Annotated in this window: 14 protein-coding genes; 8 read left to right on the forward strand and 6 right to left on the reverse strand. The window is 72.5% G+C overall.

The annotated features are described in order from the left end of the window. Positions 1-215 precede the first annotated feature (215 nt). Both Pla133_RS00160 and Pla133_RS00165 read right to left on the reverse strand, forming a co-directional pair. Positions 216-2,768 (reverse strand): ABC transporter permease, encoded by a 2,553-nt coding sequence (locus Pla133_RS00160; RefSeq protein WP_145061157.1) that lies wholly within the window; start codon positions 2,766-2,768, stop codon positions 216-218. Continuing rightward, positions 2,765-3,475, reverse strand: a complete 711-nt coding sequence (locus Pla133_RS00165; protein WP_145061159.1) for an ABC transporter ATP-binding protein — start codon at positions 3,473-3,475, stop codon at positions 2,765-2,767. Before Pla133_RS00165 ends, Pla133_RS00160 begins: the two co-directional genes overlap by 4 nt. A 298-nt stretch (positions 3,476-3,773) precedes the next feature. On the opposite strand from Pla133_RS00165, the gene Pla133_RS00170 reads away from it, so the two are divergent. Continuing rightward, positions 3,774-4,370 carry an arylesterase gene (locus Pla133_RS00170; protein ID WP_419192466.1) on the forward strand — a complete coding sequence of 199 codons (597 nt, stop codon included), beginning with the start codon at positions 3,774-3,776 and terminating at the stop codon, positions 4,368-4,370. Positions 4,371-4,383: 13 nt separating this feature from the next. Here Pla133_RS00170 and Pla133_RS00175 read toward each other — a convergent pair whose 3' ends face one another. Beyond that, a complete protein-coding gene (locus Pla133_RS00175; RefSeq protein WP_145061161.1) occupies positions 4,384-5,031 on the reverse strand; it encodes a hypothetical protein in 648 nt (215 codons plus the stop codon). After that, positions 5,028-6,242, reverse strand: coding sequence for a LeuA family protein (locus Pla133_RS00180; protein ID WP_145061163.1), 1,215 nt, complete (start codon positions 6,240-6,242; stop codon positions 5,028-5,030). The genes Pla133_RS00175 and Pla133_RS00180 overlap by 4 nt, the downstream gene beginning before the upstream one ends. A 95-nt stretch (positions 6,243-6,337) precedes the next feature. Between Pla133_RS00180 and Pla133_RS00185 the strand changes: the two genes are divergently transcribed. After that, positions 6,338-7,711: a magnesium transporter gene (locus Pla133_RS00185; protein ID WP_419191974.1), complete on the forward strand. Its 1,374-nt coding sequence runs from the start codon at positions 6,338-6,340 to the stop codon at positions 7,709-7,711. 15 nt (positions 7,712-7,726) lie between these two features. Here the strand turns inward: Pla133_RS00185 and Pla133_RS00190 are convergent, their stop codons facing one another. Beyond that, positions 7,727-8,146, reverse strand: a complete 420-nt coding sequence (locus tag Pla133_RS00190) for a cupin domain-containing protein (protein ID WP_145061167.1) — start codon at positions 8,144-8,146, stop codon at positions 7,727-7,729. A 52-nt stretch (positions 8,147-8,198) separates the two neighbouring features. Between Pla133_RS00190 and lepB the strand changes: the two genes are divergently transcribed. The 3 genes from lepB to ytfE all read left to right on the forward strand — a co-directional run bounded on the left by lepB (position 8,199) and on the right by ytfE (position 11,620). Then, positions 8,199-9,467 (forward strand): signal peptidase I, encoded by a 1,269-nt coding sequence (lepB, locus tag Pla133_RS00195; RefSeq protein WP_145061169.1) that lies wholly within the window; start codon positions 8,199-8,201, stop codon positions 9,465-9,467. Positions 9,468-9,597: 130 nt separating this feature from the next. Beyond that, positions 9,598-10,923 carry a serine hydrolase domain-containing protein gene (locus Pla133_RS00200; protein ID WP_145061171.1) on the forward strand — a complete coding sequence of 442 codons (1,326 nt, stop codon included), beginning with the start codon at positions 9,598-9,600 and terminating at the stop codon, positions 10,921-10,923. Positions 10,924-10,942: 19 nt separating this feature from the next. Next, on the forward strand, positions 10,943-11,620 hold the full coding sequence (gene ytfE / locus Pla133_RS00205; RefSeq protein ID WP_419191975.1) for an iron-sulfur cluster repair protein YtfE: 678 nt from the start codon (positions 10,943-10,945) through the stop codon (positions 11,618-11,620). 91 nt (positions 11,621-11,711) lie between these two features. Here the strand turns inward: ytfE and Pla133_RS00210 are convergent, their stop codons facing one another. Next, a complete protein-coding gene (locus Pla133_RS00210) occupies positions 11,712-12,179 on the reverse strand; it encodes a hypothetical protein (protein WP_145061173.1) in 468 nt (155 codons plus the stop codon). 235 nt (positions 12,180-12,414) lie between these two features. On the opposite strand from Pla133_RS00210, the gene Pla133_RS00215 reads away from it, so the two are divergent. Genes Pla133_RS00215 through Pla133_RS00225 form a run of 3 tightly spaced genes read left to right on the forward strand, consistent with a single transcriptional unit; the run spans position 12,415 to position 15,079 of the window. Then, the gene (locus Pla133_RS00215; protein WP_145061176.1) at positions 12,415-13,014 is read left to right on the forward strand and encodes an RNA polymerase sigma factor; all 600 of its coding nucleotides are present in this window, start codon (positions 12,415-12,417) and stop codon (positions 13,012-13,014) included. After that, positions 13,011-13,742, forward strand: coding sequence for a hypothetical protein (locus tag Pla133_RS00220; RefSeq protein ID WP_145061178.1), 732 nt, complete (start codon positions 13,011-13,013; stop codon positions 13,740-13,742). The genes Pla133_RS00215 and Pla133_RS00220 overlap by 4 nt, the downstream gene beginning before the upstream one ends. Next, positions 13,739-15,079 (forward strand): DUF3106 domain-containing protein, encoded by a 1,341-nt coding sequence (locus Pla133_RS00225; protein WP_419191976.1) that lies wholly within the window; start codon positions 13,739-13,741, stop codon positions 15,077-15,079. The genes Pla133_RS00220 and Pla133_RS00225 overlap by 4 nt, the downstream gene beginning before the upstream one ends. Positions 15,080-15,117 lie beyond the last annotated feature (38 nt).

The raw sequence follows: 15,117 nt of genomic DNA on the forward strand, positions 1-15,117 counted from the left end.
GGACCGAGAAGGGAAAGGGGGAACACGAGCTGCGCCGGCGGCGCGGTTGGGCGTCGACGTCGGCTCGCAGCGCGGGGGGGCGACGTCCCCCGGGCAAAGGTCATGCCGCCGCTCCCAACCTCAGTTCCGGCCACCCGGCGGCACCCGACGTGTGCGCGACCGCACGGGCGCGGTGGCGGCACCGCGCACCACGCCCGTGAGCGGGACGCGCCCGGTCAGCCCCGCAGCGTCTCCAGCGGCCGCGCGCGCAGGGGCTTGCCGCTCGCCGCCAAGCCGCTCAGGGCGGCCAGGACCGCCGTCCCGATCGCGCCGAGCGGCAGGGCCAACAGGGGCAGATCGGCGTCGAGGTCGACCACGCGATCGAGGAACGCCCAAGCAAGCAGCAATCCGCCCGCGGAGCCGAAGCCGCCGGCGATCAGGCCGCCGAGGGCGTATTCCACCGCGAACAGGCGCGCGACCCCGCCGCGTGTCACGCCCAGGGCCTTGAGCAGCGCTGCCTCGCGTGCGCGCCGCAGGGCGGTGCTGGCCACGCCACCGGCCAAGATGACGAGGCCCGTCAAGACCGTGAAGGAACCGAGGGCGCGCACGCCGAGGGCGATGCGGTCGACTGCCGCCGCCAGCTTCTCGAGCAGCGGACGCACGCGCAGCAGCGTGACATTCGGGAAGTCGGCGGCGACCGCGTTCTGCAGGTCCAGCTCCGCGGAGCTCGGCTCGACTCGCGCGGCCGCCAGTTGGAAGTGCGGCGCACCATCCAGGGCTCCGGGTTCGGCGACCAGGAAGAAGTTGATCCCGAAGCTCTCCCACTCGACGGTCCGGATCGACGACACGACCAACTCGATCGGCACGCCCTGCACGTCGAGGGTCAGACGCGAGCCGAGGCCGACGCCCAGGTCCTTGGCGAAGTCCTCTTCGACGCTGACCTCGAAGACGTCGGGCAGCGACCACAACTCACCGGCCACGATCTCGTTGTCGTCGGCGAGCGTCTCGCTCCAGGTCAGCCGCTGTTCGCGCGTGAAGACCCAAGCCGCTTCGCCCGCGTCGCGGCGCGCCCGCGCCAACTCGGCGGTTGGTCGTCCGTCGATCGCGCGCAGTCGGGCCATGACCACCGGGCTGGAGTTGATCGACCGGGCGCCGTGCTGTTCGAGCTGGGCGAGCACACCGGGCCACTGGTCCGGTTGCACGTCGACCATGAAGACGCTCGGTGCGTCGGACGGCAGGGCCCCGCGCAGGGTTGCGCCCAGGCGCGATTGCACCAGCCACATCGACACCACCACGGCGACGCCCAGACCGAGGGCGACGATCGCGCCGCCGGTTCCGGCCCCCGGGCGCGAGAGGGCTGCCAAGCCGTGCTCCAGGGTCGGTCCGAAGCGCCCGCGGGGGAGTCGGCCGGCGAGGGCCGCCGCGCCCCAGGCGCCGACCCACAAGAGGCCGGCCAGGGCCGCCAGGCCGCCGGCGAAGGCCAGGGCCTCGAGCCAGCCGCCGCCCTGGGCGCGGGCCGCGCCGACGACCCCCGCGGCCAGGAACGTCGGTCCGCCGAAGCGCACGATTCGGGGCGCCGCCAGGGGCGCTGCCTCGGCCCGCAGCACGGCGGCCGGCGCCACCCGCCACACCGCGCTCAGGGGCGGGAGGCTGAAGCTGAGGGCCACCGCCAGGCCCAGGCCCACCCCGCGCAGCACCGCCATCGGTTGGATCAGGGTCGCCGCGCTGCCCTGGAACAGGTCAGGCGCGAGCTCCGCCACGGCGAAGGGCAGGGCCGAGCCGAGGATTGCGCCGACCAGGGATCCGATCGCCGCGAGCAGGGCCACCGAGCCCAGGTAGATCGCCGCGACCTCTCCGGCGCGCAGCCCGAGGCAGCGCATCACGGCCACGCTCTGGGTGCGACCGGCGAGCCAGGCACGCACGATCTGCGACACGCCGATGCCTCCAAGCAAGAGCGACAGCAGCGCGACCAGGCCCAGGTACTGCTCCACCTGGTCGGTGGAGCGGCGCAGGTTCGGCTGGGCCTCGCCGTGGGTCTGGATCCGCAGGTAATCCGCGTCCGGCAGGGCCGCGCGCAACTCGTCCGCGAGGCGCGCCAGGTCCGCCTTGGTCAAGTCGCCGTCGAACGCGAACAACGCCGTGTGGCGCACGCGGCTCTGGGCCTGGTCGAGCTGCGTGCGCGCGTAGCCCTCGGGCGCGATCAGCACCCGCGGCCCGAGCGTCATCTGGAATTCGAGCCGATCGGGTTCGTCCAGCAGTAGTCCGCGCAGCTCGAACGGCGCGCCGCCGACGCTGAAGGTCTTGCCCCGCTCGAGCCCCAGGGCCGCCGCCAGCTCGGGCGCGACCAACGCGCCGCCCGCGCCGAGGCCCGCGACGCTGACGTCCGGCGGATCGACCCGGACCTCGCCGTAGAAGGGATAGCCGTCGCCCGCGACCTTGACCTCGACCAAGCGGCTCTGGTCGCCACGGCTGGCGGTGGCGGCCAGCTCGCGCAGGTCCGTGCGCCGGTGGGGGCGGTCCGCGAAGAAGTCGTCGAGCTCCGGTGGCAGGGCCCGGCGCGCGCTGACCCGCAGGTCGCTGGCGATCAGCGTGCGCGCCTCCGCACGCAGGCCGGCCTCGAAGGCTCCGGCCAGAGCCGCGACTCCCGTCACGGCCCCCACGCCCACGGCGAGGCAGGCCACGAAGAACACCAGCCGCGCGGGAGACGAGCGGGTCTCGAGCAAGATCGCGCGGGCGATCGCGCGCCACTGGGGCCCCTGGTCCGCGGCCCGCGAGTTGTCAGACCTCACGCGGGGCTGCGCGCCTCGTCGCGCACCAACCGGCCGCCGAACAGGTGCAGCTCGCGGTCGGTCCGCGCCGCCACCGCCTCGTCGTGGGTCACCAACACCAGGGTCGTGCCGTGGCGCGCCCGCAGGTCGAGCAGCAGCTCCAGAATCCGCTCACCCGTCTCGCTGTCCAGGTTGCCGGTGGGTTCGTCCGCGAAGAGAACCTCGGGCTCGGCCGCGAAGGCGCGGGCCAGCGCCACGCGCTGCTGCTCGCCGCCCGACAGTTGGGCCGGGTAGTGGTGGGCGCGATCGGCGAGGCCGACCTCCGCGAGGGTCCGCTCCGTGCGCTCGGCGGCGTCGGCGACCCCGGTCAGCTCGAGGGGCAGGGCCACGTTCTCGCGGGCCGTGAGGTTGCCGAGGAGCTGGAACGACTGGAACACGAAGCCGACCCGTCCGCGGCGCAGGCGCGCCAGGTCGTCTTCCCCCAGACCGGCGAGCTCGACGCCACACAGACGCACCGAGCCTGACGTGGGCCGGTCGAGTCCGGCCAGGAGGCCCAACAGCGTCGACTTGCCGCTGCCCGAGGGCCCCAGCACCGAGACCAACTCCCCCGCGCCGATGGTCAGGTCGACGCCCTCGAGAATCGTCAGGTCGCGCCCGCCGGAGGGGCGGGTCACGGTCAGTCCGCGGGCCTCGATCGGCGGCGGGGAGTCGGGGGCGGCTTGGGACATGGGGTCGTGCGCACTGCGGTGACGGGATCGCGAAGGGCTGCCGTAGCAGACGACGGCCGGGGTTCAAGGCATCGATCCGATTCGCCGGCCCCGACCCGGCGAGCGTTCGGGGCCTGGGGACGGCTCGCAGGCGACCGACCGAGGGCCTAGTAGTCTGCGAGCCGTGACCATCCGATCTCCTCGTCTGCTGATCCTCGCCCTGTCCCTTTCGCCGCTGGTCTGCTGCGGGGGCGAGTCCGAGCCCACCGGCGCCGCGGCCCTGCCGTCGCGTCCGCTGCTCGACGCTCCCGCGTCCGGCGTGCAAGCGCCTGCGGCCGAACTCACCGTCCCCGAGACCGCGCCGACGGTGCTGTTCATGGGCGACTCCATCGGCGCGGGCTTGCACCTGGCCGAGCACCAGGCCTTCCCGGCCCTCCTGCAACAGCGTCTCTCCGCGGCCGGGCTGCCCTTCCGCCTGGTCAACGCCAGCGAGAGCGGGCGCACCGCCGCCGGTGGCGCCGCGGCCATCGACTGGAGTCTGCGCACGAAGCCGGACCTGGTCGTGATCGAGCTGGGCGGCAACGACGGCCTGCGCGGCATCCCCGTGGAGGAGACCGAGCGCAACCTGCGCGCGATGATCGCAGCCAGCCGCGACGCCGGCGCGCGAGTGCTGTTGCTGGGCGTGCGCCTGCCCCCCAACTACGGCGAGGCCGCCGAGCGTTTCGACGCCCTCTACCCCGCGCTCGCGAAGGAGCTCGACGTCGCCTTCGTGCCCTTCTTCATGGAGGGCGTCGGCGGCGTACCCGAGCTCAACCTGGCCGACGGCTTGCACCCCACCGCGGTCGGCCACGAGCGCCTGGCCGACAACGTCGAGCCGACCCTGCGCGAGTTGCTCGAAGCGCTCCCCCCCGACTGACCCGCGCCCGCCCTCAAAGCGCCAAGGCGATCAACCAAGGCAAGGCACACAACCCGGCCATGCACGCACCGCGTTCGGAGGCGCTCAACTCCGCCGCCAGGGCCACGCGCGCCGCGCGCCAGGTCAGGGCCAGGTGCAGACCGAGGTGCGGGACCGCCCAATAGAGCGCGGGGAAGGGCTGCGGATCGAAGAGCCGTGCGAGATCGCCGCCGCCGCGCAGGAACGAGTGCCAGGCATTCAGCGCGTCGTAGAAGGCCCCGGCGAAGACCAGGATCAGCACCGCGGTGGCCCGGCGGCTGCCCGCGGGCGGCCGCAGCAACGCCAGCCCGGCCAGGGCGATCGCCACGTCGCCGAGGTACGGCGCGGCGGTGATCCAGGCGTAGGGCGGGTTCGCCGCCGCGGCGGGGAAGTCGTAGCTCACCCAGCCGAACAGCAACCGGCCCCCGTCGCCGACGCTGGGCCAGACGACGAAACGCTCGATGCTGCCCCCCGCGAGCAGGGCAGCCAGGGCGTGGAAGCTCTCGTGGACGGTGGTCCACAGCACCATCACCAGGGGGCTGAGGACCAGCCAGTACCAACGTCGCCCGACGGCAGCGAGTAGCCGCGCCGGCGCGAATCCGCGCGGGCCAAGGGCGTCTTCGCAGGCCCCGGGCCGCTTCACTTCCCGCCGGCGGCCGCGAGGACTTCCTCGTCGGTCATCAGCCTGGTGGAGACCTTGGCCTTGGCCAGCACCGCGTCGACCCGCGCGTCGGTCGGCTCGACGCCGTGGCGCTCGAGCACGAAGGTCACGTTGGACTTGCCGCTCATCGGCCCGACCTTGATCGACTGCTCGAGTCCGAACAGGTCCGCGGGCACGCCGGAGTAGACGCGGTTCGCGAGCCAGGTGTCGTTCATCCGGAAGGCCTTGATCACCGCGGAAGCGTGCACGCCGGTGCCGGTCTCGAAGGCGTCGGCGCCGAAGACCGGGTAGTTGGCCGGGAAGGGCACGCCCGTGGCGTCGGCGGCCTTGCGGCAGTAGTCGGCCAGGGCAGTGAGGTCGTTGTCGATCAGGCCCAGCAGCTTGAGGTTGACCAGCAGGAGGTCCATCTCGGTGTTGCCGGAGCGCTCGCCCAGGCCCAGGGCCGTGGCGTGCACCCGCGTCGCACCCGACTCGATCGCCGCCAGGGTGTTGACCAGGCCCAGGCCGCGATCGCGGTGGCCGTGCCAGTCGATGCCGACCTCGGGGTTCAGCTCGTCGACGATGCCCTTCACGAACGACACCAGCTTGCGCACGCCCGAGGGCGTGGCGTGGCCGCAGGTGTCGCACACGCAGACGCGCTTGGCGCCGGCCTCGATCGCCGTCGAGTAGAGGGCGCGCACGTGCTCCGGGTCGGCGCGGGTGGTGTCCTCGGTCACGAACATCACCGGCAGGCCGTTCTTGGTGCCGAACTCCACCGCGTCGCGGGACATCTGCACCATGCGGTCCATCTCCCAGCCCTCCGCGTACATGCGGATCGGGGACGAACCGATGAAGGTGCAGACCTCGACCGGACTGCCGATCTCCTGGACCAGGTCGACCACCGGCTCGATGTCGCTGATCACCGTGCGACAGGCGACGTTGGGGGTGATTCGCAGGCCCTCCATCTCGCGGCACAGGGCCGCGATGTGTTGCCGCGCCCGCGCGCCGGCCCCGGGCAGGCCCACGTCGGCGGTGTCGATCCCCAGCCGATCCATGAGCCGGATCAGCTCGAGCTTCTCGTCGAGCTCGGGGTCCCGGGCGCTGGGGCTCTGCAGCCCGTCGCGCAGGGTTTCGTCGTCGAACTGGATGCCACCGGGAGCGGTGGTGGCGTCGTTCCAGTCGTGAATCAGGTGCTGGCGATCGATCTCGGTCATGGCAGTTGGGCGTTCCCCTGGGTCTCGCGGGCCGCGCATTCTAGCCGGCAGTCTTGATCGACCGGCCCTCGGCCGGGGCTATGCTCGCTGGCTCGATGCGCCCCAGAGCTCGACGGACCCCCACCCTGCGCGACCTGCGAGCGGCCATCGTTGCCCGTCACGGGGCCCTGGGCAGCCTGACCGAGCGGGTCCACACCGCCGATCTCGCCTCCTGGATGAGCGAGCTCAGTGACGAGGAGGCCTGGCAGGTCTTCGAGTCCCTGGCAGCGGTCGAGCGGGCGCAACTGCTCGAGTACGCCTCGGATCGGGTGCGCCAGCTGCTGGTGTTGCGCTGCGAGATCGCCGATCTGACCGCGCTGGTGGAGATCCTGCCGCCGGACGAGGTGGTCGACCTCCTGGCCCTGGTCGACGAGGAGGTCTCCGAGCAGGTCCTGCGGGCCGTCGACTTCGAGCGTGCCGCCGGCCTGCGTGAGCTGGCCGGCTACGACGTCGACTCCGCGGGCGGGATCATGACGCCCGAGGTCGACATCTTTCCGGAGGGCACCCGCGTCGGCGACGCGATCAGGGCCCTGCGGAAGGATGGCGAAGACCACGCGGAGCTGGGACCAGGGGTCTTCGTCGTCGATGGCGGCGACCGGCCCGTGGGCTTCGTCACCGACCGCGAGCTCCTGACCACGCCGATCCACAGCCTCCTGGAGGAGGTCATGGATCGCGAAATCGTCACGGTCCACGCGGACGACGATCAGGAGCACGTGGCCCAGGTGCTCTCGAAGTACTCGCTCAGCGCCGTCCCGGTGGTCGACGACCGCGGCTCGTTGATCGGGGTCGTCACCGCCGACGACGCCCTCGACGCCTTCGAGACCGAGGCCGAGGAGGACTTCCTCAAGCTCGTCGGCACCGCGCCCGGCGAGCAGACGCGCCTGCCGATCCGCAGCCGCGTGCGCCAGCGCCTGCCGCTGATGGGCCTGACCGTCGTCGGCGGTCTGGCCTCGGCCAAGATCCTGGCCCTGGCCGGCGCCGGGGGCGGCGAGGGGATCACCTCCGGCGACGTGCTGCGCTATGTGCCGACGATCCTCGGCCTGGCCGGCAACGTCGGGATCCAGTCCTCGACCATCATCGTGCGCGGCTTCGCCACCGGCGAGGTGCGCGCCGACCGCGAGCTGTCGGTATTTGGCTCGGAGGTCGCCACGGGCGCGACCATCGGTCTGGTCTGCGGTCTCGCGACCGCCCTCGTGGCGACCTTCAGCGAGGCCGCGTCGGGCGAGCTGGCCCTGGCCTTCGCCAGCGCGATCGGGATCGGCATCGCCATCGCCGTGACCTGGGCCGCGGCCCTGGGTTGCGTGGTGCCCATGGCCTGCCATCGCATCGGCGTCGACCCGGCGGTGGTCGCCGGCCCGTTCCTGATCACGATGAGCGACGTGTCCGGCACGGCGATCTTCGTGGCGGTGGTGCAGGCCCTGGTCAACTGACGGCGCGCACCGCGGTCAGCGCGGCCGATGGTCCGTTCCCTCGCCGCAAGTGATGAAGATCGCCGTGGCGGGGTCCTCGGCGCTGGCGTCGGCGGTGTGCCAAACACCTGGCGGGTTGATGGCGTACTCGCCCGGGCCGAGACGCACGGTCGCAACGCCGTCCGCCAGCTCCTGATGAAGGGTCAGGACCCCGGCCACCACGAGCACCACTTCGGTGCCCTCGGGGTGGACCTCCCAGGAGGCCCAAGGCTCGCCGAAGGTGTGCCAGGCAAGCAGGCGTCCTTCCTTGCCGTCCGCGCCGTGCCGCGCGCCGTAGGCCACGTACCAGTCCATCTCGCCCGTGAACTCCGGTTGCACCACGGTCGTCGCGCCGAGCCCCAGGTGGGCCGGGTGCTGTGACAGCCGGAAGGGGCCGTTGCCTTTGAGGTCGCTCATGGGGCCATTGTTAGCCTGAGCGCCCCCGGCGCCCGTCGACTTCTCTCCAGCCTTGAAACCGGCTCCACTCCCCGAGCACTCCGCTCCGCGGCGCCATCGCCGTTGGTGGCTCCTGGTCCCTCCCCTCTTGGCCCTGGGCCTGGTGGTGGGGGCACGCGCCTTCGTGGCGGACGTCTACACGATCGAATCGGGGTCGATGCTGCCCACCGTGCGGGTGGGCGAGCACGTGCTCGTGCGCTACTCGCTCCCGGCGCATCTGGAGCGCTTCGATCTGGTCGTGTTCCGCCCCGAGGGCGACGGCCAACCGATGGTCAAACGCGTGGCCGGACTGCCCGGCGAGACGATCCTGATCGACGCCGGCGACCTGGTCATCGACGGACGCAAGCTGGCCGGGGACGCCGCGCGTCCGGACCCCACACCTCTGTTCGACGACCGGTTCCACGACCCACGACAGTTCTTCCAGTTGGATCTCGCCCCGGCCGGTCCTTGGACGGTCGCCGGGCCCCGCGACCCCGGGGGGTCGCGCATGGACGTCGATGCCAGTGGGGTGAGGCGCGGGAGCGACGCGGGCCTGGCTTTCTTCCACAAGGATGTCCGCGACGGCTACCTGGAGGCGGACGGGACGCGCGTGCCCGGCCTGGCGCAGGTCGGCGACGCGGTGGTCACGACCGACTTCAGCGTCCCCCGGGTGTCGCCCGAGGCCGGTGCCCTCCGCCTGCGCTGGCGACTGGTCGAGGCCGGCGACACCTTCGAGGTGGTGTTGGGCGAGGGGCGTGCCGTGTTGGTCCGCCGGCCTGGCCAGGACGCGCCGTCAGACGAGTTGGACGCGCGACCACTGGACCTCGAGGGGACCGGCGAGCACCGACTGCGCTTCGCCAACGTCGACGACCAGCTGGAGGTTTGGCTCGACGGCGAGCGGATCCTGGCCGCCGCCTACGGGGGCAACCGCCCGTTCCTCGGGGTGACTTCCGGCGGGGATCGCACCAGCGCGCCGCGGGTCGCCTTCGGGGCCGAGGGCGGGCGGGCCAGCTTCCGCAACGTCCGCATCGGCCGCGACCTGCACTTCACCGGGGCCGGGACCTACGGGGTCGAGCGGCCCCTACAGCTCGGCCTCGACGAGCTGTTCCTCCTGGGCGACAACTCCACCGACAGCGCCGACAGCCGCTACTTCGGCCCGGTGCCCCTGGAGCGGGTGATCGGGGTCCCCGTGGCCGTAACCCGGCCCTGGGCCCGCTCCCGCTGGCTCGGGAAGGGCCGCAGCGCCGCTGGCGACGGCATCGGGCGCGATCGATCGGGAATAAAGATCACTCAGGACTCTTGAGTCCGGTTTAGGGTAGGGCGCGCTGGCGCGGCGGTCGAACCGTCGCCCTTCGCCGTCCCCAACTACAGCGTCTCGGCGGCCGAGCCAACCGCGCCGCCGCCGGGTCGCACCGCCTGACCGGAGGAGTCCGATGGCACTCTCGAACCTGATCGGCCTGGCCTTGGCCGGCCTGGCCCTCGCCCCGCCGCCCACCCAGGAGTCCGACGTCCTCACCCGGCGCCTGGACCACCACGCCGAGCTCGCCCGCAAATCGACCGGTCTACGCGGCTTGACCCTGGGGATCGAGTTCGGTGGCGACGTCGTCGGCACCTGGGGCTACGGCCTCGCCGCCGCGCCCGACGCGCGAGCCTTGCCCGCCGGCGGAGCCTTCGACCTGTTGACGATCGCCGCCGCCCTCGCCGCGGCCCACGATGAAGAGCTGGAGCTCGACGCGGGCCTGGATGGACTAGTGCCCGAGCTCGGCGAGTTGGCCACGGGGCGCACGGTCCTGCAGCTCTTGCAGCACAGCACAGGCCTGCCGGACTACGGCGACCTCATCGACGGGGAGCCCGGCGAGGTGGCGGCCATGGTCGCCGCCCTGGCCGACCAGGCGGCGGTCTCCGATCCCGGGCACTGCTTCGGTTGGACGCCGAGCGACACCCTGGTCCTGGGTCTGCTGCTCGAGCGCAGCAGCGAGCAGGGTCTGCGCCAGGTGCTGCTCGAGTCGGTGTTCGCACCCCTCGACTTGCGCGGGACCTGGCCCGACGAAGCTCGGCAGAGGGGCGACGGCTGGATCACCACGGGCATCGACAGCGGCGCCACCAGCAGTGCCGACGCACGCGCCGCCGATCCTTGGAACGCCGCGGACCTGCGGTTGGACCCCGAACAACTCTTGACCCTCTGGGCCGGCTTCCGCGACGGCGACCTGTTCGGCCCGGGCCTCGCGCGGCGCGCCTTCACGAGCTTCGAGGAGGGTCACGGCCGCGGCGGCGACCACGGCTTGGCCGTGCACCGCGCGAGTCTCGGCGAGCTCGAGGGTTGGATCGCCGGCGGTCGGCTCGGCGACGACCACGTCAGCTTCGCCTGGTATCCCGAGATCGAGCTGTCGATCGTCGCCAGCGCCAACGGCGCTGACGCCGACCTCCCGGCCCTGGTGCGCGCCGCCGCCCGCGCCGTGCTCGACCTGCCCGAGCCCGCCACGATCGACCTGCCCCTCGACGCCGAGCGCGCGACCGCGTACGTGGGCGGCTACAGCATCGGCTGCAACAACGTTCTGATCTCCATGGGCGACGACGGGCACCTGTCGATGACCCGCGAGACCGAGAGCGTCGCACTGGCCTACCAGGGCGGAAACGTCTTCAGCGCCCTGGACGACCCCGACCTGAGGCTCAGGTTCGACGCCCCGGTCGAGGGCAACTCCCCGGGCTTCGTGCTCGACGACCACGGCTCTCAAGTGGTCGCGACGCGCTTTGACTGACCGTCCGCCTTCAACTGCCATGAACACGAATCCACTGGTTCAGGCGGACCGCCGCCTGTCCGACCTGGCCCTCGCCCTGCCCGGCGCGGCACGGGTCTTTCACCGTCACGGCCTCGATTTCTGCTGCGGCGGTCGCGCGACCCTCTCGGAGGCCTGCGCGGACCAGGACCTGGACCTCGAGCAAGTCCTGCGCGAGTTGTCGGTCGAACCATCCGCCGGTGAGCCCGCCGCCCGCTGGGTCGAGGCGCCCCTGGCCGAACTGGTCGAGCACGTCCTCGAGCGGTACCACGCCGGTCACCGCGAAGAGCTGCCGCGGTTGGTCGCCATGGCCGAGAAGGTCGAGCGGGTCCACGCGGACAAGTCCTCCTGCCCCCACGGCCTGGCCGCACACCTCCAACTGATCGCCGACTCGATGGAGGAGCACATGCAGAAGGAGGAGCAGGTGCTCTTCCCCATGTTGCTCGCCGGTCGCGGGCGCATGGCGGCCATGCCGATCACGTGCATGCGCGAGGAACACGACGACCACGGACGCAACTTCGTGAAGCTGCGCGCCTTGGCCCAGGACTACGCGGCCCCGGCCGAGGCCTGCGCGACCTGGCGCGCCCTCTACCAGGGCATCGAGCAGTTCGTGATCGACGGCATGGAGCACGTGGCCCTGGAGAACAACGTGCTGTTCCAGCGCGCTCTCTCCGGTTGACGCGTTCGATCACGGCGCGCCAATGGGAGCGCCCACGGGACCCGGCGGTCGGCCGAGTCCCGTGGGCGTTTCGCAGTGCGGACGGGTCCGACTACCGGCGGGCTTCGGCGACGATCGCCGCGTACTTGTCGGGGTCGGCCTTGACCGCGTTCGCACAGCCGGCGCAGCACAGGCGCACGAGGGTGTCGCCGGCCAGCACGTCGACCGGCTCGCCCATGGAGCCCAGCTCGGTCCCGGCCACCGCGCAGGTGGTCAGGGGGTAGTCGTCGACCTGGACTTCGATCAGCGACTGCTCGATCAGCGGGCCCCAGGTCGCGGGATCGGCCGCGGCCATCGAGGCGCAGCTCGCGCAGCAGAAGCGGGTCTCGTGGCCGGCGACGTTGGCGGTGGAGTAGCCCTCGGCGGGCAGGGGCTCGCCGCTGACGGGGCAGGCGGTCAGGACGTAGCTGTCGGCGGCGCTGGCCGCGAGGGCAGCGGAATCCTGGGCGTCGTGGTGGTCGTTGGTCGAAGCGCAGGCGGCCAGCAGCAGGGCGGCGGCCGCGAGGAGCAGTCGCGTCATGGGTCGATCTCCGGGTCCGGCGAGGTTGTGGAACGCGACCGGGCGCCCGGGGCCCGCCGGAGGGCCGCCGGGGCCTGAGGGGAGGCCGCGCGAGGGTCGAGGGGCCTCAGGCTTCGCCCGTTGCCTCGTCGATGGGGTCACCATAGCGCTCGGCCGCCCCCATTTGGCCCCCGCGAACCGCCCCGTGGAGTTCATGGGAACCTGTCGGGGAGCGACCGGTTGAGACGACCACCGCATGACGGGATCAGACACGGATCAGGGCGCGGCCTGGATGGCAGCTTGGCAGGCGGGCGACGAGTCCGCCTTCGAGGCGCTCGTTCGGGCCCACGCCGACCGCGTCCACGCCCTCCTGACCCGCTTCCTGGGCCCGGTTCCCCAGCGCGAGGACCTGGTCCAAGAGGTCTTCCTGCGGGTCGTCCGTGCCCGCGAGACCTACGTCCCGACCGCCCGCTTCACCACCTGGCTGTACCGCATCGTGTTCAACCTGGCCGCCAACGAACGGGAGAAGCTGCGCCTGCGCCGCACCCTCTCCCTCGACGCTTCCGCGCCCGGGGATCCCGACTCGCGGGGCTTCGACCCGGCTGACGAGGACGGCCCCGATCCCGAGGCCGACCTGGCCCGCCTCGACGTGGTCGAGGCCGTGCGCGCGGCGATCGAGTCCCTGCCGGAGCGCCAACGCATGGCGCTGGTGCTGGCCAAGTACGAGGGGCTCTCCTTCCTGGAGATCGGCGAGGTGCTCGGGGTCAGCGAGAAGGCCGTCAAGTCCACGGTGCACCGCGCGCGCGAGACCCTGCGCGAGCGCCTGGCGCCGTTCGTCCGGGAGGAAGTCGCATGAACGAGCGGCACGATCGAGAACATCGGCGCGAGCTGGATCGCGTCGACGAGCTGTTGGACCTGGTGCCCGCGCCGGAGACGCCGCAGGGCTTGGTCGAGGGTGTGTTGGCCTCGTCCCGCGCCGAGCAAGAGCGCCGCGAGCGCGAGTTCCAGCGGCTCGACGCGCTGCTCGACCGGATGCCGGCGCCCGAGCGTGTGGTCGGTCTCGCCCAGCGCGTGATCGCGGCCACGGCCGCAGAGCGCGGGTGGATCGCCGGAGCGGTGGGTGGGCCGGATTCAGAGCAGAGCGGCGGAGAGGTCTTCGACAGGGCGTCAGGACGTACCTCCGCTGGATCGTCCGTCGGTCGCAGTTGGGTCCTGGCTGGCCTTCTGTCCGCGGCCGCGGCGGTGTTGCTTTCGGTGGCCCAGGGCCTGTTCGGCGGTTCACCCGGGGATTCGGGCACGGAGTTCGTGGCGAGCAACGACGCCGAGCTCGTCCCGATCCACAGAACCGATGTGGGGGCCGACAACGATGCCGGACAGGTGACGAGCCCCGGGTCCTTGCCGGACGACTCGACCCGTGTCGAGCAGGCCGACACGACAGCTGCCGCTGACGCGGAGCTGCTGGCGGACCTGGCCGTGTTGGAGGAGTGGGAGCTCCTGATGGACGAGGACCTCGAGGTCCTGCTCGCAGAGCTCGAAGAGGTCGACGAATGGCTCCTGCAACTGCCCGAGGACGAGAACGGATGAGAGCTTCTGCGAGCATCGCGACCCCGCGTTGGGCCGCTGCAATCGCCTTCGCGGTGGCCTTGGTCGGGCCCGGTTGGACGGCTCCGGCCGTGGGCCAGGAGTCGAACCGTAAGGGGCCCGAGTGTGGACCCGACGAGGACGCGGCGAGCCGTTGGGACCGCATGGATCCCGAGCGGCGCGCCGAGATGAAGCGACGCTTCGAGCAGTTCCGATCCCTCGACGACGACCAGCGCCAGGCCCTGCGCGACCGCACGCGACAGCTGCGCTCGGAACGGGACCGGCTGCGCGACGGCCTCTCGGAGGAGGAGCGCGCCAAGCTCGACGGGCTCGGTCCCCAGGAGCGCGACGAGCTGCTGCGCCACCACCAGGAAGCCGTCGCCCGCGCCCGCGGCGAGCGCCTGCTCGGACTCCTGCCCCCGCCGGTGATCGAGGAGCTGGAGGGCGTCCATCCGGCCGACCGCCCCGGCGTGCTGCACCATTGGCGCGACGACTTCCACGACCGCAACCTGGGTCGCGCCCTGGAGCGCGCGGGGCGGGACCTGGGGCTCGACCCGGCGGCGATCGGGGCGGTGCGCCTGGCGCCCCCGGAGATCCAGGCCCAGACCCTGCGCGAATGGTCGAGCCGCCTCGGCGGCGAACGTCCTCCCTGGGCCGGCGCCGGACCGCCCCTGCCCGCCGGTCCCCTCGGGCAGCACCCCGAGCTGTTGCGCGAGCTGCAGGACCTCGCGCGCCCGACCCTCGAGGACGGGTTGGCGGTGGGCGGTCTCCAGCGGCGCGAGCGCATGGAGGTCCTCGATGGGCGGATCAAGGCGCGGTTGCTCCAGCACGTGATCGAATCGGGGTACCTGGCTCCGGCCGAACTCGAGGCCCTGCGGGCGGCGGATGCCCACGAGCTGCTCCAGAGTCTGCGCGGCGGCCGCCGCAGCTTCGACCGCCACGGTTGGGGTAGCGGCGGCGGTGATCCGAGTGGTGGTGACCCCGGCGGAAGGTGGAAGAGCGGCGATCCGGACGGCCGTTGGCGACCGGGGGGCGACGGCCCGCGCGGGCCGGAAGGCCCCGGCCGCTGGTCGAAGGACTGGCACAAGGACTCGAAGGACTGGGACAAGGGCAGGGACGATGCCGACCGCGACGGCCGTCCGAAGTGGCTCCAGGACGCCGATCGCTGGCGGCAGCGCAGGGAGGGCGTTGCGCCCCCGCTCGACCGGCCGGCCGGCGAGCGGCCCGCCGAGGGGGACCGGCGCGGACCCGATGCCGAGGGCCAGCGCCCGACTGGCGGACCGGGCACGCCGGGAGGCGAGCCCGGGCGCCCCGATCGCGGATCTCGCCAGACCCCATGACGGTCGACCGGCTCGAAATCACGGGACTGGGCGTTCGG

This window comes from Engelhardtia mirabilis, from assembly GCF_007748095.1.
Taxonomy (GTDB): Bacteria; Planctomycetota; UBA1135; order UBA1135.